The sequence below is a fragment of the Nonomuraea sp. NPDC050478 genome (genome assembly GCF_044458265.1).
Taxonomy (GTDB): domain Bacteria; phylum Actinomycetota; class Actinomycetes; order Streptosporangiales; family Streptosporangiaceae; genus Nonomuraea; species Nonomuraea ferruginea.
This window is the reverse complement of the sequence record NZ_JBITHT010000008.1, coordinates 225,956-243,769: the sequence shown is the minus strand read 5'-3', so window position 1 is coordinate 243,769 and position 17,814 is coordinate 225,956. Positions and strand designations below refer to the sequence as shown.

At 71.3% G+C, this 17,814-nt stretch carries 16 protein-coding genes and 1 tRNA gene; 12 read left to right on the top strand and 5 right to left on the bottom strand.

The window, feature by feature from the left end; genetic code table 11:
- Positions 1 to 141 precede the first annotated feature (141 nt).
- The 9 genes from ACIBF7_RS36905 (at position 142) to ACIBF7_RS36865 (ending at position 7,027) form a co-directional block, all read left to right on the top strand.
- Positions 142 to 1,575, top strand: coding sequence for a hypothetical protein (locus ACIBF7_RS36905; protein WP_271278595.1), 1,434 nt, complete (start codon positions 142 to 144; stop codon positions 1,573 to 1,575).
- 100 nt (positions 1,576 to 1,675) lie between these two features.
- Entirely contained in the window at positions 1,676 to 2,470 is a 795-nt protein-coding gene (locus ACIBF7_RS36900; protein ID WP_148029136.1) for a uracil-DNA glycosylase, read from the top strand.
- 94 nt (positions 2,471 to 2,564) lie between these two features.
- Positions 2,565 to 3,881 (top strand): NAD(P)/FAD-dependent oxidoreductase, encoded by a 1,317-nt coding sequence (locus ACIBF7_RS36895; RefSeq protein ID WP_148029137.1) that lies wholly within the window; start codon positions 2,565 to 2,567, stop codon positions 3,879 to 3,881.
- 75 nt (positions 3,882 to 3,956) lie between these two features.
- Positions 3,957 to 4,469, top strand: a complete 513-nt coding sequence (locus ACIBF7_RS36890) for a glycine cleavage system protein R (protein WP_148029138.1) — start codon at positions 3,957 to 3,959, stop codon at positions 4,467 to 4,469.
- A 35-nt stretch (positions 4,470 to 4,504) separates the two neighbouring features.
- Positions 4,505 to 5,017: a peptide deformylase gene (locus tag ACIBF7_RS36885; protein WP_148029139.1), complete on the top strand. Its 513-nt coding sequence runs from the start codon at positions 4,505 to 4,507 to the stop codon at positions 5,015 to 5,017.
- Between the two features lie 49 nt (positions 5,018 to 5,066).
- Positions 5,067 to 5,139, top strand: a tRNA-Leu gene (locus ACIBF7_RS36880).
- 168 nt (positions 5,140 to 5,307) lie between these two features.
- Positions 5,308 to 6,096: a Bax inhibitor-1/YccA family protein gene (locus tag ACIBF7_RS36875; RefSeq protein WP_148029140.1), complete on the top strand. Its 789-nt coding sequence runs from the start codon at positions 5,308 to 5,310 to the stop codon at positions 6,094 to 6,096.
- A gap of 158 nt (positions 6,097 to 6,254) precedes the next feature.
- Positions 6,255 to 6,488: a DUF4287 domain-containing protein gene (locus tag ACIBF7_RS36870; protein ID WP_148029141.1), complete on the top strand. Its 234-nt coding sequence runs from the start codon at positions 6,255 to 6,257 to the stop codon at positions 6,486 to 6,488.
- A gap of 128 nt (positions 6,489 to 6,616) precedes the next feature.
- Positions 6,617 to 7,027: a PPOX class F420-dependent oxidoreductase gene (locus ACIBF7_RS36865; RefSeq protein ID WP_148029142.1), complete on the top strand. Its 411-nt coding sequence runs from the start codon at positions 6,617 to 6,619 to the stop codon at positions 7,025 to 7,027.
- Between the two features lie 22 nt (positions 7,028 to 7,049).
- On the opposite strand, the gene ACIBF7_RS36860 is transcribed toward ACIBF7_RS36865, so the two are convergent.
- The 3 genes from ACIBF7_RS36860 to ACIBF7_RS36850 form a co-directional block, all read right to left on the bottom strand.
- Positions 7,050 to 8,267, bottom strand: a complete 1,218-nt coding sequence (locus ACIBF7_RS36860; protein ID WP_219544070.1) for an acetyl-CoA C-acetyltransferase — start codon at positions 8,265 to 8,267, stop codon at positions 7,050 to 7,052.
- 107 nt (positions 8,268 to 8,374) lie between these two features.
- The gene (locus tag ACIBF7_RS36855) at positions 8,375 to 9,709 is read right to left on the bottom strand and encodes a PQQ-like beta-propeller repeat protein (RefSeq protein WP_261808293.1); all 1,335 of its coding nucleotides are present in this window, start codon (positions 9,707 to 9,709) and stop codon (positions 8,375 to 8,377) included.
- Positions 9,710 to 9,767: 58 nt separating this feature from the next.
- Entirely contained in the window at positions 9,768 to 10,754 is a 987-nt protein-coding gene (locus ACIBF7_RS36850) for an SGNH/GDSL hydrolase family protein (protein ID WP_148029145.1), read from the bottom strand.
- 128 nt (positions 10,755 to 10,882) lie between these two features.
- On the opposite strand from ACIBF7_RS36850, the gene ACIBF7_RS36845 reads away from it, so the two are divergent.
- Positions 10,883 to 12,253 carry a cystathionine beta-synthase gene (locus tag ACIBF7_RS36845; RefSeq protein WP_271278596.1) on the top strand — a complete coding sequence of 457 codons (1,371 nt, stop codon included), beginning with the start codon at positions 10,883 to 10,885 and terminating at the stop codon, positions 12,251 to 12,253.
- A 39-nt stretch (positions 12,254 to 12,292) separates the two neighbouring features.
- On the opposite strand, the gene ACIBF7_RS36840 is transcribed toward ACIBF7_RS36845, so the two are convergent.
- Complete coding sequence (locus ACIBF7_RS36840) at positions 12,293 to 13,153, bottom strand: NAD(P)-dependent oxidoreductase (protein ID WP_397199205.1); 861 nt, start codon at positions 13,151 to 13,153, stop codon at positions 12,293 to 12,295.
- 65 nt (positions 13,154 to 13,218) lie between these two features.
- On the opposite strand from ACIBF7_RS36840, the gene ACIBF7_RS36835 reads away from it, so the two are divergent.
- Positions 13,219 to 16,263 carry an AfsR/SARP family transcriptional regulator gene (locus ACIBF7_RS36835; protein ID WP_397199204.1) on the top strand — a complete coding sequence of 1,015 codons (3,045 nt, stop codon included), beginning with the start codon at positions 13,219 to 13,221 and terminating at the stop codon, positions 16,261 to 16,263.
- On the opposite strand, the gene ACIBF7_RS36830 is transcribed toward ACIBF7_RS36835, so the two are convergent.
- Positions 16,252 to 17,409 carry a sensor histidine kinase gene (locus ACIBF7_RS36830; RefSeq protein WP_397199203.1) on the bottom strand — a complete coding sequence of 386 codons (1,158 nt, stop codon included), beginning with the start codon at positions 17,407 to 17,409 and terminating at the stop codon, positions 16,252 to 16,254. The genes ACIBF7_RS36835 and ACIBF7_RS36830 overlap by 12 nt on opposite strands.
- Before the next feature lie 139 nt (positions 17,410 to 17,548).
- Between ACIBF7_RS36830 and ACIBF7_RS36825 the strand changes: the two genes are divergently transcribed.
- The gene (locus ACIBF7_RS36825) at positions 17,549 to 17,746 is read left to right on the top strand and encodes a hypothetical protein (RefSeq protein ID WP_397199202.1); all 198 of its coding nucleotides are present in this window, start codon (positions 17,549 to 17,551) and stop codon (positions 17,744 to 17,746) included.
- The last annotated feature ends 68 nt before the right edge of the window (positions 17,747 to 17,814 follow it).

Below are 17,814 nucleotides of genomic sequence, written 5' to 3'. Positions count from 1 at the left end.
GTATTGAATGCGCAATGCCCTTGTGCTTTAGTGATCGTTGCAGTAACGGGGGCTTTGCCATATGGCCGGGCAGAGATGAATGTCGGCGTGGCAACCGTCTCCGTGTGCGTTCTTACTCTCACGGAATGGAGTCACTCTCCTATGAAGTCCTCTGCCTTAGTACGGAAGGTGGCCGCGATCGCGTCCACCGCCGTGCTGGCCGGTCTGGTCGCCGGTCTGGCTGCTTCCCCCGCGCAGGCTGCCGCCAAGCCGCGGGTCAAGCCGAAGGTGTCGGTCTCGACGCCGAAGGCCTCCGATCGCGACTACCAGGGGTCGTGCCCGGCGAACATCACGTTCTCGGCCACGGTCAAGGTCAAGCTCAACGGCAAGACCACGGTCGCCTACCGCTGGCTCCACGGCGACGGCTCCAAGAGCAAGGTCAAGACCGTCAAGGTCTCGGCCAAGGGCACCAAGTCGATCAAGCTCTCGGAGAAGGCCACCTTCAAGGGCGACGTCAAGGGCTGGCAGCGCCTCGAGGTCCTGAGCCCGCGCAAGGTCGTCTCCAAGAAGGGCTACTTCTCGGTCGACTGCGTGCAGGCCAAGGACGTCACGCGCACCCACCTCGACAAGCGGGTGTCGGCGAAGGCATGGGCGAGCCCGTCCACGTACGTGGGCTACTGCAACCCCGGCTCGAAGATCGACTTCGTCGGCCGGATCAGCGTGGAGCGCCCGTCCTGGGTCCGCTACCGCTGGGTGGTCAACGGCAAGACCGTCGACTACGGCAAGGTCAAGGTCCGGGACTCGCGTAAGGTCGGCGTCGGCTTCTCGCCGCGCCACAGCCACAGCGGCTCGGCGGTGCTCGAGGTCCTCAGCCCGGACCGTGCGGTCTCCAACCGTGCCTACTACAAGGTCCACTGCAAGGACTACACCCCGGCGCCCGCTCCGCGGGTGAAGGTCGACGCCTCCAACCTGGTGACGGCGACCAACCACGACGGGTGCAAGGTGAGCGCGCACGCCAGGGTCAGCGCCAGCGGCTCCGACCGCGTCCGCTGGGTGTGGTCGGTGAACGGCAGCACCGTCGACTCGGGCTCCACCACCTTCCACCGGGGCGGCGCGAAGACCGTCACCCTGTCCGACACCGCGCTCTCGGGTGCGGCGAAGAACGGCGGCACCGTCCGCCTGTCGGTGTTCGGCTCCAACGACCGCGACAGCATTTCGCAGTCGTACGCCGCCTGCCAGGCTCCGAAGCCCTCGGTCTCCGTCTCCAGCGTCTCGGTGGCCGGTCAGCGCAACGAGATGTGCGCCGACAACCGGGGCCCCGGGGTCGACTTCAAGGCGACCCTGACCAGCACCGGCCCGGCGACCGTCCAGTACTACTGGGTGGTCGACGGCAAGCGTGACCACAACACGCTCGAGCGCCAGGTCAACGGCAGCCTCGACGTGACGTGGGGCGTCGGCGGCACGCGTGGCGCCTCGGTGACCGCGGGCTCTGTCGAGCTCGTCGTCGTCAGCCCCAACGCGACCTCCTCCGGCACGTCGCAGTTCAGCGCGACCTGCCCGCCCAAGGAGGCCCCGCAGACTGAGAAGCCTGCCTGATCAGTCGAGCTGAACCGGGCGGTGTCCACGTGACGCCGCCCGGTTCTTCGTTGTCCGGCCTGGTTCGTGGCGGTCCCGGACATCCGGCACCATCGATGTCATGAGCTTCGTACCTCCCGGCACCGGGTGGCCGGACGACCCGGCCACCGCCGACACCCCGGTCGCCCGAGACCCCGGCGGCGTGCGCCGCCTCGCGGAGAGCAGCGCCACGCTGGCGGAGCTCACCGCCAGGCAGTCGGTCTGCCGGGCCTGCCCGCGCCTGGTCGCCTGGCGCGAGGAGGTCGCCGAGGTCAAGCGGCGGGCCTTCGCGGACGAGACCTACTGGGGGCGCCCCGTCCCCGGGTGGGGCGACGAACGTCCGCGCGTGCTCATCGTCGGGCTGGCCCCCGCCGCGCACGGCGGCAACAGGACCGGCCGGATCTTCACCGGCGACCGCAGCGGCGACTGGCTGTTCGCTTCGCTCCACCGCACCGGCCTGGCCGCGAAGCCGACCAGCACGCACGCCGGCGACGGGCAGGAGCTGATCGGCGCCAGGGTGGCGGCCTCGGTCCGCTGCGCGCCCCCCGCCAACAAGCCGCTGCCCGAGGAGAAGGCCGCCTGCTTCCCGTGGCTGGCCCGTGAGCTCGCGCTGGTGGCGCCGGACGTCCGGGTCGTGGTCGCGCTCGGCGGCTACGCCTGGCAGGCCATGTGGCCCGCGCTCAAGGAGGCCGGCTACGCCCTGCCGCGCAGCCGCCCGCCGTTCGGCCACGGCGTCGAGCTGGCGGTCTCGTACGGGGACGCGCCCGTCACGCTGCTCGGCTGCTACCACCCGAGCCAGCAGAACACGTTCACCGGCAGGGTCACCGCCGAGATGCTCGACGCGGTCTTCATACGGGCGGGCGAGCTGTCGGTGTGACGCATCCCATCACGCGGAGATTGGCGTCCGGGGAGAGGCGGACGTAGGCTTGTGAATGCTTTCACAAGCACTCCACGAGGGATGGGGCTTCAGGATGAACAAGCACATCTTGATCGTCGGCGGTGGGTACGTCGGCCTCTACACGGCACTGCGCCTGCAGCGCGGCCTGCGCCGGGAGCTGCGCGACGGCTCCGTCAGCATCACGATCATCGATCCCCAGTCCTACATGACCTACCAGCCGTTCCTGCCGGAGGCCGCGGCGGGCAACCTCTCGCCCCGGCACATGGTGGCCCCGCTCCGGCGGGTGCTGCCCAAGGTGCGGATACTCAACGGACGGGTGACCAAGGTCAACCACGCGGCCAGGACCGTCACCTTCCAGCCGCCCGAGGGCGACGCGCGCGACCTCGCCTACGACGTGGTCGTCATGGCGGCGGGCTCGATCTCCCGTACGCTGCCGATCCCCGGGCTCACCGACATCGGCATCGGATTCAAGACCGTCGGCGAGGCCATCGCGCTCCGCAACAGGGTGCTCCACCTGCTCGACGTGGCCGAGTCGACCGACGACCCCGAGGTGCGCCGCAGGGCGCTGACCTTCGTGGTCGTGGGCGCGGGCTTCGCCGGCGTGGAGGCGCTGGCCGAGCTGGAGGACATGGCCAAGGACTCCACCCGCTACTACCGCAACATCAAGCCGTCGGACGTCCGCTGGGTGCTCGTCGAGGCGACGAACCGGGTGCTGCCCGAGGTCGGCCCCGAAATGGGCAAGTGGACGCTGGAGCAGCTGCGCGAGCGCGGCATCGACGTCCGGCTGGAGACCCGGCTGGAGTCCTGCGCGGGCGGCCACGTGGTGCTGTCGGACGGCACCGAGTTCGACGCCGAGACGCTCGTGTGGACGGCCGGCGTCAAGCCCAGCCCGGTCGTCAGCTCCAGCGACCTGCCGCTCGACGAGCGCGGCCGGATCAGGACCCTGGCCACCCTCGCCGTCGAGGACACCCCCGGCGCCTTCGCGGCGGGCGACCTGGCGGCGGTGCCCGACCTGACGAACCCGGGCGAGTTCTGCGCGCCCAACGCCCAGCACGCGGTCCGCCAGGCCAAGGTGCTCGGCGACAACATCGTCCGCTACCTCCGCGGGCAGGAACTGGCCGAATACAGCCACAAGTACGTCGGATCGGTCGCCGGTCTGGGCCTGCATCAGGGCGTGGCCAACGTCTATGGCATCAAGCTTCGCGGATTCCCTGCATGGTTCATGCACCGCACTTACCATCTGTCGCGGGTGCCGACGCTGAACCGCAAGGTCCGCGTCGTCGTCGACTGGACCCTGGCCCTGTTCTTCAAGCGGGAGACCATCTCCCTGGGTGAGATGGAACACCCGCGCGAGGGCTTCAGGGCGGCGGTCGCGACGATGCGCCGCTGAGCCCGGATCGGCGACGCGCCCCGGTGAGCGCCGGGGCGTGCCGGCGCCCACCGGCCGATCGGAGGGGGATCGCGGGTGGGGCTGTCAGCGGTGACCGTGCTGGGCGTGGACCGGCCGGGAGTGATCGCCGCGGTCACCGGGGCGCTGGCCGGGTGCGGGGCCAACATCCAGGACTCCACGATGACGTTGCTGGGCGGGCACGTCGCCATGATGCTGCTGGTCAACGGCGAGCTGAGCGCCGACGAGCTGACCAAGCACCTCACGGCGCCGGACCTGGTGGTGACCGCCGCCGCCGTCGCGGCCCGCCGCGACTTCCGCCGCCGGGAGAACGGCCTCGGCTACGTGCTCACCGTGCACGGTCCCGACCGGCCGGGCATCATCTCCGGGATCAGCACCGTGCTCGCCGCCGACGGCGGCAACATCACCGGGATGAGCACCCGGCTCACCGGCCGCCTGTACGTGCTCATCGCCGACGTCGAGCTGCCGGAGAAGGTGGACGTGGCCGACCTGATGCGGCGGCTGGCCGCCGTCGGAGCCGGGCTCGACTCCGAGATCACCTTCCGCCCCGTCGAACCCGATCTGCTGTGACGGGCTCCGGGGCGCCCGGGGCGCAGACTTCCGGCGTGACGGGGACGGCGCGGCCGGTGCTGCCCGCCCCTCATCCCGTCCTCTCATCGCCGGCCGAGGAGGTCGACCCCACCGCGCCGGCGGTCGTGTCCGCCGCGGCCGATCTCCTCGCCACCCTCCGCCGCGAGCCCGCCACCGGGCTGTCGGCGCCGCAGATCGGCCTGAGCTGGCGCCTGATCGCCTTCGACGCCCGCAGCCACCCCCGGACCCGGTCCTGGGCGGGAGAGCTCGTGGTGGTCAATCCTCGCCTCGCGGAGGCCGCCCGCTGGGACTCCGGGCGCGAGGGCTGCGCCTCCGTCGCGGACCTCACCGCCGATGTCCGGCGGGCCACACATATCACCGTACGTGGGCGTTTGCCAGGAAGCGGAGAGCCCGTCACCATCGAAGCTGACGCATTCGAAGCCAGGTGTATTCAGCACCAACTGGACCATCTGGACGGCATACTCTTCCTGGACAGAGTGTCCGGAGCCCTATCACTTCACCGCAGACTTCACAGATGTGGCGGGTGATGCGAAGTTGTGCCCACCGGAAGCATGGTCCGTTTCGTATGATTGCGGCGCCCCCGTAGCCCAATGGCAGAGGCAAACCCCTTAAAAGGGTTGCGGTGCGGGTTCGAATCCCGCCGGGGGCACCGGCTCTCTACCACGGGAAATGCAGCGAATTTCGGCTTTACCTCGTCGGGAACTTCCGGAGCGTCACGTACGTTGACCTCCCTGCTGAAGTCTCGAAGCTACATAGATCTGAGCGCTAGTTGACCTAGGTGCCGCCCGGTCCCATAGGCTCGGCGCAGGAGGCAGCGATGCAGAGCAAGAACCCCGTATTCAGTAGGTCACAGTCGGCAGGCTGGGGCAGCCAGGCGACCCCGACCCCACAGCAGTTGCAGAACATGTACGACTCTCCGTCGTACGCCCCCCCGGCGCAGCCCGCCTACCGCACGATGACCATCGACGACGTGGTGGTCCGCGGCTTCATGACGCTGGGCACGCTCGTCGTGGCGGCGGCCGCCTCGTGGTATCTCGACGTCCCCCTGGCCGTGGCCATCGGCTCCGCCATCGTGGCCCTGGTCCTCGGCCTGATCGCCTCGTTCACGATGAGCACCAACCCGGCGCTCATCCTGGGCTACGCCGCCTTCCAGGGCGTCTTCCTCGGCGCCGTGAGCAGTGTGTTCGACTCGCAGATCAACGGCATCGTGGTCCAGGCGGTGCTCGCCACCGCCATGGCGTTCGCCGGCACACTCGCCGTCTACACGCTGCGTATCATCCGCGTCACCCCCAAGCTGGTCAAGTACGTCGTCGCGGCGGCGGTCGCGGCGCTCGGCCTGATCCTGGTCAACCTGATCGCCGGCTTCTTCGTCGAGGGCGGCCTGGGCCTGCGTGACGGCGGCCCGCTGGCCATCGTCTTCAGCGTCGCGATGATCCTGCTCGGCTGCTTCTTCCTGCTCCTCGACTTCGACTCGGTCGAGCAGGGCGTCAAGCAGGGCGCCCCGGAGAAGTTCGCCTGGCAGTGCGCCTTCGGCCTCACGCTGAGCCTGGTGTGGATCTACATCGAGATGCTCCGCCTCATCAGCTACTTCACCAGTAGCGACTGACACCGTCAGCACCAGAGGGCCTCGCCGTTCGGCGGGGCCCTCTCTTTGTGCGACCGGAAATCCACCTGCCGTAACAAAAGGATCGCGAACTGGGGTCTTGCCTTTCCGCAAGTGGTGTTGCAGTGTCAAGCAAAGGACCTTAATCCGTGGAGGTGCCCATGTCCTTGAACCACTCACCGGAGACGCAGACGAAGCTGATCGCCAGAGTCCCTGCCATCACGGGACGCGAACTCCCAGAGTGGTTCCAAGCCATCGACAACGGCCCGTCTTTCCTGAGGTGCGCCGAGCGGGCCAACTGGCTCGCCGACGAGCACGGGCTGACCCACGGCTACGCCGCCGCGATCGTTCACGAGCACGAGCGGTTCCGCCGTAACCGCATGGGCTTCATCTAGAGCCCCCACCGCCTACCCTGCGCCCGTGCCGCGGCACGGGCGCAGGCATGCCCCCTCGGGACATCACGACGGGATCACGACGGCACGGCGACCTCCTCCACGACGCCGCGCCGTACGATGATCTGCTCATGGATCTGCAGACAGCGCGAGAGTTCCTCGCCCGCAACCACAGGGCCGTCCTGCTGACCCGGCACGCCGACGGACGGCCGCAGATGTCACCGGTCGTCGTCGGCGTCGACGCCGAGGGCCGCATCGTCGTCAGCTCCAGGGAGACGGCGGTCAAGACCCGCAACGCGCGCAGGGACCCCCACGTGGCCATCTGCGCCTTCACCGACGCCTTCTACGGCCAGTGGATCCAGGTCGAGGGCACCGCGGAGATCATCTCCTTGCCCGAGGCCATGGACCACCTGGTGTCCTACTACCGTGACATCTCCGGCGAGCACCCCGACTGGGACGACTACCGCGCGGCCATGGTGCGCGAACGGCGGGTGGTCCTCCGCATCACGCCGGAGCGGGCCGGGCCCGACTTCCACGGCTGAGCCCGGCCCCCACTCGCGGTCGTCAGCTCAGGCGCTCAAGGAGCAGCGCCATGCCCTGGCCGCCGCCCACGCACATGGTCTCCAGGCCGATCGTCTTGTCGTGGTGCTGGAGGCTGTTGATCAGCGTCGAGGTGATGCGGGCGCCCGTCATGCCGAACGGGTGCCCGACCGCGATCGCGCCGCCGTTCACGTTGAGGCGGTCGACGTCGATGCCGAGCTCGCGGTAGGACGGGATGACCTGGGCGGCGAACGCCTCGTTGATCTCCACCAGGTCGACGTCCTCGATCGCCATGCCGGCCCTGGCGAGGGCCTGCTTGCTGGCCTCCACCGGGCCCAGGCCCATGATCTCCGGCGACAGGCCGGAGACGCCCGTCGAGACGATCCTGGCCAGCGGGGTGATGCCGAGCTCCGCGGCCTTCGTGTCGCTCATCACGACCACCGCGGCCGCGCCGTCGTTGAGCGCGCAGCAGTTGCCCGCCGTGATCGTGCCGTCCGGACGGAAGACCGGCTGCAGGGTCGAGACCTTCTCGTAGGTGGTGCCGGCGCGCGGGCCGTCGTCCTTGCTGACCACGGTGCCGTCGGGCAGCGTCAGCGGCGTGATGTCCTTCTGCCAGAACCCGTCGGCCAGCGCCTTCTCCGCGAGGTTCTGCGACCGCACGCCGAACTCGTCCTGCTCCTGGCGGCTGACGGACTTGAGCTGGGCGACGTTCTCGGCCGTCTGGCCCATCGCGATGTAGACGTCGGGCACCTGGTCGTCCTCGCGCGGGTCATGCCAGGTCTTGCCGCCGGCGGCGTACGACTTGGTCCGCTCACCGGCCTCGCCGAAGATCGGGTTCATGGTGTCGGGCAGGGAGTCGGAGTTGCCCTTGGCGAACCGGGAGACCGCCTCCACCCCGGCGGAGACGAACACGTCGCCCTCACCGGCCTTGATCGCGTGGAAGGCCATCCGGGTGGTCTGGAGCGACGACGAGCAGTAGCGGGTGACGGTGGTGCCGGGCACGTCGTCCAGGCCCAGCATCACCGCGACCACGCGGCCCATGTTGTAGCCCTGCTCCCCGCCGGGCAGGCCGCAGCCCAGCATGATGTCGTCGATGGAGTGCGGGTCGAGCTGGGGCACCTTGGCCAGGGCCGCCTGGATCATCTGAACGGTCATGTCGTCGGGGCGCATATCCTTCAGCGACCCCTTGAAGGCCCGCCCGATGGGCGAGCGGGCGGTGGCTACGATGACGGCCTCGGGCATGGCCCCTCCTTTGTCGGCACAGTATTAGAACTATATTCCAATACCATTTCCCCGACATCAGGGCCCCTGCCTTATCGCGTGATCGGGACGTAAGGCGCCCAGGAAGGTCAGCCGTACATCCCCGGAGTGGGCGCGGTGCCGTCGTGGACGGCGTGCATGGCGCCCTTCTCGTCGCGCCACAGCCGCCAGCCCTGCTGGCTGCCGGTGAACCAGGACGGCGGGGCGGACGCGTCGGCGATCCGCTTGCCCGACGCCAGGTCGAACTCGCACACGGCGGCGATGGAGTAGAAGCCGGGCGCCTGCCCGCGCAGGGGCAGCGGCTTGGGGTCGGTCACGCAGAAGGACCACCCGCGCTGGTCCTCGACGGCCACCGGCTTCCCGCTGACCAGGTCGAACGCGGTGCCCTTGTGGCCGTGCTTGAGGAAGCCGAGCTTGTCCATGTGGTTGGGGAACGCCAGCCACCAGCCCGAGCCCGGCACGTCGGCGGCCGTGATCTGGCCGATGACGCGCCCGTTGCCGGCGTCGAGCCTGGCGAACCCGCCGTAGGCGCCGCGCTGGTCGACCGGCCGCACCACGGGGGCGTAGCCGGGGCTGCCGCTGGGGTAGACGCGCACCACCGAGGGCCGCATCCAGTTGATCGTGCCGTCGCTGATCTTCACCGAGAACAGCCCGAACGCCGAGGTCTTCTTCGTCTGCGGGTTGGTGTAGGGGGCGACGTAGCCGATCAGGTCGTCGCCGCTGGCGCCGAACGCCCAGCCGCCCGACAGGTCGATGCCCGGCCCGAGCGCCTGCTCGATCGGCTGCTGCCACCGCAGCTTGCCGGTCTTGAGCTCGTACGACTCGAGCGTCGGGTTGGCGGCCAGCCGGAGCATCACGACCTGCTGGGAGTCGGACCACTCGACCTCGGCGATGCCGGGCAGCTTCCACAGCTGCTTGCCGGTGGCCGGGTCGAGGACCACCACGCGGGCCGAGGACAGCGCGGTGTGCTCGGACATGCACAGGTAGGGCCCGCAGCGCTGCGGGCCGAACGTGGAGTGGACCGGGCGGGTCCACTTCTGCTCGCCGGTGCGGGCGTCGCGGACGATGAGCGTCGCCTTCCAGCGGCCCTTCTTCGCCGGGTCGAGGGCCGCGACGATCGCCTGGCCGCCCGTCGTCTCGACGATGGCGGGGGCGGAGACGCCCATGCCGGGGAGGCGGCCCGCCATGGTCGCGGGGTGGGCCCAGAGCTTCTTGCCGTCGGACAGGCCGAGGGCGACGGTCTCCAGCGTGCCGTCGGACTTCATGGAGGTGGTGGTCACCACCCCGCCGGCCGTGGCCATCCGGCTGACCGCGTTGACGGCGGGGTTGTGCCAGGTCGGGAAGTCGGCGGTGGCGGCGTCGCTGCCGGAGCAGCCGGCCAGGGCCAGGGTGCCGGCGAGGGCGAGAGCGGAAGGCCGGAGCACGGGCAAATCCCTCCAAAGGGACACCGAGTGACGGCTCCGGCTCGGAGAGTGACCGGATCTAGGCGTCGTTGAGCTGCCCCCCGAGCCGACGGCGGCGGAACAACGTCGCCCACCTGCCGTGGGTGCCGGTCGTCCGCCCGTCGACCTGGGTTGCCGAAACCTCGGTGCCGGGCTCCTCCGCGGCCGTCGCCGCCGCGATGTAGATCGGTTGCAGTCCTTCGCCGGGCTCGGGTCGCGGCTCGGGCCACAACCCCAGCGCGGCGCATACAGAAGGTAGCACCGCGTAAGCAGCCTGTGCATAACCTCGGTCAGATGGATGGAAACGATCCGGTCCGAACATCTCGCCCGGATTTGCGTGGAATTCCTTGCCCAGGAGACCGGCGAACGCCACCGTACGCCCGCCCGCCTCGACCACCGCGACCGTCTGCGCGGCGGCGATCTGGCGGCTCCAGCGGCGCGCCACCCAGCGCAGCGGCTGCGCGATCGGCCGGACCGTGCCCAGGTCGGGACAGGTGCCGACGATCACCTCGGCGCCCGACTCGCGCAACCGCCGCACCGCCTTGATCAGGTGGCGGACGGCGGTGGCCGGCGGCGTCTTGGTGATGACGTCGTTCGCGCCCACGAAGATCACGGCGACGTCGGGCCGCATCGGCAGCACCGCGTCCACCTGCTCGCCCAGCTCGGCGGAGGGAGCCCCGGACTTGCCGACGACCCGCAGCTCCACCGGCCGCTCGGCGACGGCCGCGAGCCCGCAGGCGATCAGGACGCCGGGCGTCTTGCCCGGATCGGTCATGCCCAGCCCGACGGAGGTGGAGTCGCCGAGCATGGCCATCTTGAGCGGCGGGCCCGGATAGTCGCCGTAGACGCCGTCGGACGACGGGCCGTACAGGCCGTGCGGGGTGCCGATCGTGCGGCGGGCCAGCAGGCCCTCGGCGATCAGCAACGCGTACGCGGTCGCGCCGAGAGCCGTGAGCCCGCCGCCCCCGAGCGCCGCCGCGGCCGCGATCCTGCGCGCGGCCCGCGCCGCGCCCGCTGCCCACACCACGTGCGTTTTCCCCTCCACCCCAGCTCGGCGGTAGCGTTTGGTTGAAACTAGCTGAGTGCCCGCCACCCTCACGGGTTCCCGGCCACGAATCGGCTGACCAAGCTTCGGCAAAGAAGGTGAACACCTCAGTGCGCGTACATGATTCCCTGGTCGAGCTCATAGGCAACACGCCGCTCGTCCGCCTGCACAAGGTCTCGTCGGGGCTGCCCGCTCAGGTGCTCGCCAAGGTCGAGTACTTCAACCCGGGCGGCTCGGTGAAGGACCGCATCGCGGTCCGCATGATCGAGGCCGCCGAGGCCTCCGGCGCACTCCGGCCCGGAGGCGTCATCGTCGAGCCGACGTCCGGCAACACCGGCGTGGGCCTGGCCATCGTGGCCCAGCAGAAGGGCTACCGGTGCCTGTTCGTGGTGCCCGACAAGGTGGCCCACGACAAGATCGCGGTACTGCGCGCGTACGGGGCCGAGGTGGTGGTCTGCCCGACCGCGGTCGCGCCCGACCACCCCGAGTCCTACTACTCGGTGTCCGACCGGCTGGCCGCGGAGATCCCGAACGCCTGGAAGCCTGACCAGTACTCCAACGTCGACAACCCGGAGTCCCACTACCACTCCACCGGCCCCGAGATCTGGGAGCAGACCGAGGGCCGGATCACCCACTTCGTGGCCGGCATCGGCACCGGCGGCACGATCAGCGGCACCGGCCGCTACCTCAAGGAGATCTCCGGCGGCCGGGTCAAGATCATCGGAGCCGACCCCGAGGGTTCGGTCTACTCGGGCGGCTCCGGCAGGCCCTATCTGGTGGAGGGCGTGGGCGAGGACATCTGGCCCGACACCTACGACACCGGCATCTGCGACGAGATCATCGCGGTGTCCGACAAGGACTCGTTCAACATGACCCGCAGGCTCGCCCGCGAGGAAGGGCTGCTCGTCGGCGGCTCGTGCGGGATGGCCGTGGTGGCGGCGCTCCAGGTGGCGGCCAAGGCCGCGCCGGACGACGTGATCGTGGTGCTGCTGCCCGACGGCGGCCGCGGCTACCTGTCCAAGATCTTCAACGACGACTGGATGGCCGACTACGGCTTCCTCACCACCTCCTCGGAGGAGGAGCTGGTGGGCGACGTGCTGGCCCGCAAGGGCGAGGGGCTGCCCAAGTTCGTGCACGCCCACCCGCACGAGTCGGTCGGCACCGCGATCTCCATCATGCGCGAATACTCGGTCTCCCAGCTCCCGGTCATGAAGGAGGAGCCGCCGGTCATGGCGGCCGAGGTGGTCGGCTCCATCGTGGAGCGCGACCTGCTGGAGGCGCTCTACCGCGGCAAGCTCTCCTCCGACGACCCGATCGCCGACCACATGTCGTCGCCGCTGCCCATGATCGGCAGTGGCGAGCCGGTGTCGCGGGCGGTCGAGGCGCTGGAGAAGGCCGACGCCGCGGTGGTGCTGGAGGAGGGCAAGCCCGCCGGGCTCCTCACCCGGCAGGACCTGCTCGCCTTCCTGGCCAACCACTAGTCACCGGGGAACCCGCTCACGGAGCTGAGCGGGTTCCCTTCACTCCGGCTTCCTGATCGACTCGACCACGGCGGTGATGCCCTCGTGGCCGTGTCCCTCGGCGTCGGCGCGGGCGAACAGCCTGTGCAGGGCCTCCGGCACCGTGGTCTCCAGCCCGGCGGCGCGCAGCGTCTCCACCACGTGGCCCATGCCGACGGCCTGCATGTGCAGGCTGTTCTCGTCGCCCGGATAGACGCCCGACTCCAGCTCCTCGCTCAGGATCCTGATGTAGCCCATGGGGCCGTCGGCGGCCAGCTCGCCGTGGAGCCCCTGGGCGAGGGGCGCGAACGCCGTCGGCCGCACCCCCGCCGTCCCCACCAGCGCGGCCGCGTACATGAAGCTCGTCAGCGACGACCAGAACATCAGCAGCTGGGCCTGGTAGTACATCATCGCCAGCCCTGGGTCCTCGCCCACGTACGTCACCTCGGACAGCGCCTCCAGGGTGCCCGCGTACCGGTCGAGCGCCTCCTTCGGCCCGCTGTAGAACGTGTACGCGCCAGGTTGGCCGATCCCGGGCGGCGGCACCATGATGCCCGCCGTGACCAGCGTGCCGCCCCGCTCCGCCACCCACCCGGCCGCCTCCCGTAGCTCGTCGGGGGTGCCGGAGCTCAGGTTGACCAGCGTCTTCCCGTCCAGCCTCGCCTCGCCGAGACTCTCGTACATCGCCTGGTAGGCGGTCTGGCTGATGACCAGCAACTCGCCCGTCGCGGGGGTGGCCGCCCGCGTGGCGCCCTTGGCCACCAGCGGGTCCGCCTTGCTCGCGGTACGGTTCCACACGGTCACCTCGTGGCCCGCCGCCAGGAACGTCTCGGCCATGGCCGATCCCATCGGCCCCAGGCCGATCACTGTCACTTCACTCATGGGTCCAGACTGTTGCGGGCCCCTTCGGAAATCCTTACGGCCTGCCACGGGTTGACCATGACGTGGTGCGCATCGGAGTGCTGGGGCCGCTGGAGGCGTGGTCGGACGCCGGCGCGCCGCTGCGGGTGCCCGATCGCAAGGTACGCGTGCTACTGGCGGCCCTGGTGGCGCGCGATGGCGGCCCTGTTCCGGCGGACCGCCTGATCGACGACCTCTGGGGCGACCGGCCGCCGCGCGACCCCGCGGCCACCCTCCAGGCCCGCGTCTCCCAGCTCCGCCGCGCCCTGGGCTCGCCGTCGCTGGTGCGCCACGGCCCTTCCGGGTACCGCCTCGACGGGGTGACGGTGGACGCGGCCCTCTTCCGTACCCTGCTCACCTCTCGCGTCCCCGTCTCTCCTGGGGGAGGGGCGCCGGGGCGCGCCGCGGTTGTCGAGGAGGCCCTCGCGCTGTGGCGCGGGCCCGCGTACGCCGACTTCGCCGACGAGGGCTTCGCCACCGCGGAGATCGCCCGCCTCGGCGAGCAGCGGTTGACGGCGCTGGAGGAGCTGTCGGAGATCCGGCTGACCCTCGGCGAGCCCGTCGACCTGGGCACGCTGGTGGCGGAGCAGCCGCTGCGCGAGCGCCTCACCGCCCTCCACATGCGGGCCCTGTACCGGGACGGCCGCCAGAGCGAGGCCTTGGCGGCCTTCGCCGCCTTGCGCGCCCGGCTCGCCGAGGAACTGGGCGTCGACCCCGCCCCCGAGGTAAGGGACCTGCACCAGGCCATCCTCCGCCAGGACCCGTCCCTCCCGACCCGCCGCACCTCCCCGTCTCATGCCGCCCTGTTCCAACCCGGCTCGTCTCAGGCCGGCGCTTCTCGTACGGTGGACGGTTCTCCGGGCGCGCGCACCAATCTGCCCGCACCCGTCACTGATCTGATCGGCCGGGACGGTGACGTGGCCGAGGTGCGCGCCCTGCTCGGGGAGAGGCGGCTGGTGACGCTCGCCGGGCCCGGCGGGGTGGGCAAGACCCGGCTGGCCGTGGCGGCGGCGGGCGGGCTGACCTCGCCGGAGGTGTACCCCGGCGGCGTGTGGCTGGTCGAGCTGATCGGCGCGGGGGACGTGGCCGAGGCGATCGCGGGAGCGATCGGGGTGCGGGACGACGCGTCAGGGCCGCTGCTGCCCCGGCTGGCGCGCGTGCTGGCGGCCCGGCGCACGCTGCTGGTCGTCGACAACTGCGAGCACCTGGTCGAGCAGGCGGCCGAGGTGGTCTCCGCGCTGCTCAAGGCCGCGCCCGGACTGGACGTGCTGGTCACCGGGCAGGAGCCGCTCGGCGTCACGGGCGAGCACGTCAGGGTGGTGCCGCCCCTTTCCGGGGACGCGGCGGTGCGCCTGTTCACCGATCGCGCGGGGATCGAGCCCGGTCCGGCCGTGGCCGCCATCTGCGAGCGGCTCGACGGCATCCCGCTGGCGCTGGAGCTGGCGGCCACCCGGGTACGGGCGCTCGGCGTCGAAGCACTGGCCGCCCGGCTCGACGACCGGTTCCGGCTGCTGAACTCCGGCATGCGGGACGCGCCCGCCCGGCAGCGGACGCTCCGGGCGATGATCGACTGGAGCTGGGAGCTGCTGTCCGGACCCGAGCGGATCGTGCTGCGGCGGCTGGCCGCGCACGCCGACGGGTGCACGCTGGAGGCGGCCGAGGAGGTCTGCGCGGAGCCCGGCGTGGACGTGGTGGACGTGCTGGTACGACTGGTCCAGCGGTCCCTGGTCACCCCGGGACCGCGTTACCGGCTGCTGGAGTCGGTGTCGGCGTACTGCGTGGAGCGGTTGCGGGAGGCGGGCGAGGACGACCTGATCAGGGAGCGGCACGCGCGCCACTACACCCGGCTCGCCGAGCGGGCCGAGCTGCGGGGGCGGCGGCAACGCGAGTGGCTGACCCGGTTGGACCAGGAGAGCGCCAACTTCCGGCGCGCCCTCGCCGGGCCGGACCCGCTGCGCCTGGTGAACGCCCTCGCCTGGTACTGGTTCCTGCGGGGCAGGCTGGGCGAGGCCCGCCGCTCCCTGGCGGCGGCCCTCGCGTCCACCGGCCCGGAGGCGGCCGTGGGCAGACAGGAGCGGGCGCGGGCGGCCGTGTGGCTGGCCGGGGTGACGATGGCGACCGGGGAGACCGCGACGCCCGTCCCGTACGAGGATCTGGACCTGGGAGGCCGGGCGCTGGCCGGTTGGTTCCTCAGCCACGTGCGGTGGGCGTACGGGGACCTCGCCGCGCACGAGGAGGCGGCGGGGCGGGCGCTGCGGGCGTACGAGGAGCTGGGCGACCGGTGGGGCGTGGCCGCGGTGCTGGCACTCAGGTCCAAGCTGGCCGAGCGGCGCGGTGACCTGCCGGGGATGCGCCGCGACGCCGAGCGCAGCCTGGCGATCTTCCGCGAACTCGGTGACGGGTGGGGGCAGATCGAGGCGATGGACAGCCTCGACCGGCTGGCCGAGAAGCGCGGCGACTACGCCGAGGCCGAGCGGCTGCGGCACGAGGAGCTGAAGCTGGCCGAGGAGCTGGGCTCCGAGGTCTCGTTCAGGCTGTCGGCCGTCGGGCGGATCGCGCTGCTTGCCGGGGACCACGCCCGCGCCGACGACTACCACGAGCGGGCCCGCCGCCTGGCCGTCGAGCAGTCGTACAAGTCGGCGGAGGAGCACGCCGAGCTGGGCCTGGCCATGAGCGCCCGGCGGCAGGGGCGGTACGAGCGTGCCGAGGAGCTGCTGGTGCGATGGCTGGGCTGGCTGCGCGAGGTGGGGGGCACGCCGGGCCTGGCGTTCTTCCTGGCGGAGCTCGGCTTCGCCGCCGAGCAGCGGGGCGACGCGGAGACGGCCCTGGCCCTGCACCGGGAGGGCTACGACGCCGCCCTCGGCGAGCCCAGGGCCGAGGCGCTCGCTCTGGAGGGGCTGGCGGGAGCGTACTCGCTGGCGGGCGACCCCGGCCGCGCCGCGACGCTCCTGGGCCGTGCGGCGGCGCTCCGTGAGGCCGTGGGCACCCCGCTCGCCCACGGCGAGCGCCACGACGTCGACCGGATCACGGCCAGAACCCTCGCGGCCCTGGGCGAGGAGCGGTTCCACCAGGCGTACGGGTCAGGCTCCTGACCAGGAGAGCGGGAACTCGGCGGTGACCTGCCAGGCGCCTTCGGGGGTGGGGCCGGCGTGCAGGCGGCCGCCGAGGGCTTCGACGCGTTCGGCCATGCCCACCAGGCCGAAGCCGCCGCCCAGGCGGGCCAGGCGGGGATTGGCGGCCGAGCCGTGGTTGCGTACGCGCAGCACCACCGCCGTGTCGTGGCGCCTCAGGTCGGCCTCGACCCACGCGGTCTGCTGGGCGTGCTTGCGGATGTTGGTGAGCGCCTCCTGGAGCACCCGGTGCAGGGTGGTGAGGACCTCGGGCGGCAGAGTCCGGTCGTCGATCCCGGAGCCGATCTCGAACGCCACCTTGGGCCCCTCCGCCGAGAACCGCTCGGTGAGCAGCCGCAGGTCCGCCAGTGAGCTGCCGGGCGTGCGGGCCGCCTCCTCGGCGCGGAGCACGGTCACCATCCGGCGCATGGAGGTCAGCGCGTCGCCGCCCGCCGCGGCGATGGCGTCCAGCGCGGGCAGGACCGCCTCCGGCCTGGTCGTGGCGACGGTGCGCGCCGCCTGGGCCTGGACGACGATGCCGGTGATGTGGTGGGCCACCAGGTCGTGCAGTTCCCTGGCCAGCTCCAGCCGTTCGGCGCGCCGTACGGAGTGCACGGCCTCCTTGCGGCGCTCCTGCTGGAAGCGGAGGTAGCCGCCGACGCCCGCGATCGTCGACCAGCCGGCGAACAGCATGAACGAGTAGGCGAGCGATTCCATGGTGGACGCCCGGCCGATGGACTCGGCCATGAGCACGATCAGCCCGGCGACGGCGAGCATCGCCGCGTCCCTGACCGGCTCGACGTGGCGGAGCACGCCCAGCATCAGGATGAGCAGCGCGCCCGTCTCCGCCGCCCCCGGCACGCCGGAGGTCCCGGTCACCCCCATGAGCACCGACACGGCGAACGACAGGCACAGCATGATCCCGTACGTCTCGACGCGGTGGCGACGGCGGAGGATCACGGCGGCGATGCCCGCGTTGCCGGCGACGAACACGAGCCACTGCAGGCCGCCGCCGAGGCCGCCGGCGGCGACCGCGAGGTCGGCCAGGAGCATCAGGCCCAGCCAGCCGAGCATGGCGATCTCACTCAGCCGGCGGACCCAGTACACGACGCGTTTGGAGTCCCCCACGCCCTTGAGAGTAAGTCGCAAGTCGGATAAGTCGTATCAGTCATTCGGCTGACCCCCCACCGCGCGGACCGGCACTTCAGCCGAGGCGCCACAGCCCTCCATTGCCCGATTCTGGATATGTCCGAGAAGGGGGCAAGAAATGGTGACGATCGGATTCGTCCTGCTGGGTGCCGGGCTCCTCGTCGGGGTGCTGCTGGCGCTGACCGACCCCGTGCTGCTCTCCCGCATCAACGGCGAGCCCGCCCAGGGGGCGAGCGGCCGTTACATCGACCAGGACCGCGTGGTGCCGCTGCCGCGCCGCGAGACCCGCCGGGCGGAGGAGCACACGGCGGCCTGAGAGACGGGCTCGCGCCTTCGCAGGGGCCGCGAGCGTCCATGGCGCCGTCGGGGAACGGCGCCGGGGCC

Bases quoted from the DNA above. Each gene is read 5' to 3' on its own strand.
- ACIBF7_RS36895 (WP_148029137.1), top strand. From the start codon at position 2,565: ATGAACAAGCACATCTTGATCGTCGGCGGTGGGTACGTCGGCCTCTAC.
- ACIBF7_RS36900 (WP_148029136.1), top strand. From the start codon at position 1,676: ATGAGCTTCGTACCTCCCGGCACCGGGTGGCCGGACGACCCGGCCACC.
- ACIBF7_RS36870 (WP_148029141.1), top strand. From the start codon at position 6,255: ATGTCCTTGAACCACTCACCGGAGACGCAGACGAAGCTGATCGCCAGA.
- ACIBF7_RS36840 (WP_397199205.1), bottom strand. From the start codon at position 13,153: ATGAGTGAAGTGACAGTGATCGGCCTGGGGCCGATGGGATCGGCCATG.
- ACIBF7_RS36875 (WP_148029140.1), top strand. From the start codon at position 5,308: ATGCAGAGCAAGAACCCCGTATTCAGTAGGTCACAGTCGGCAGGCTGG.
- ACIBF7_RS36865 (WP_148029142.1), top strand. From the start codon at position 6,617: ATGGATCTGCAGACAGCGCGAGAGTTCCTCGCCCGCAACCACAGGGCC.
- ACIBF7_RS36905 (WP_271278595.1), top strand. From the start codon at position 142: ATGAAGTCCTCTGCCTTAGTACGGAAGGTGGCCGCGATCGCGTCCACC.
- ACIBF7_RS36860 (WP_219544070.1), bottom strand. From the start codon at position 8,267: ATGCCCGAGGCCGTCATCGTAGCCACCGCCCGCTCGCCCATCGGGCGG.
- ACIBF7_RS36825 (WP_397199202.1), top strand. From the start codon at position 17,549: ATGGTGACGATCGGATTCGTCCTGCTGGGTGCCGGGCTCCTCGTCGGG.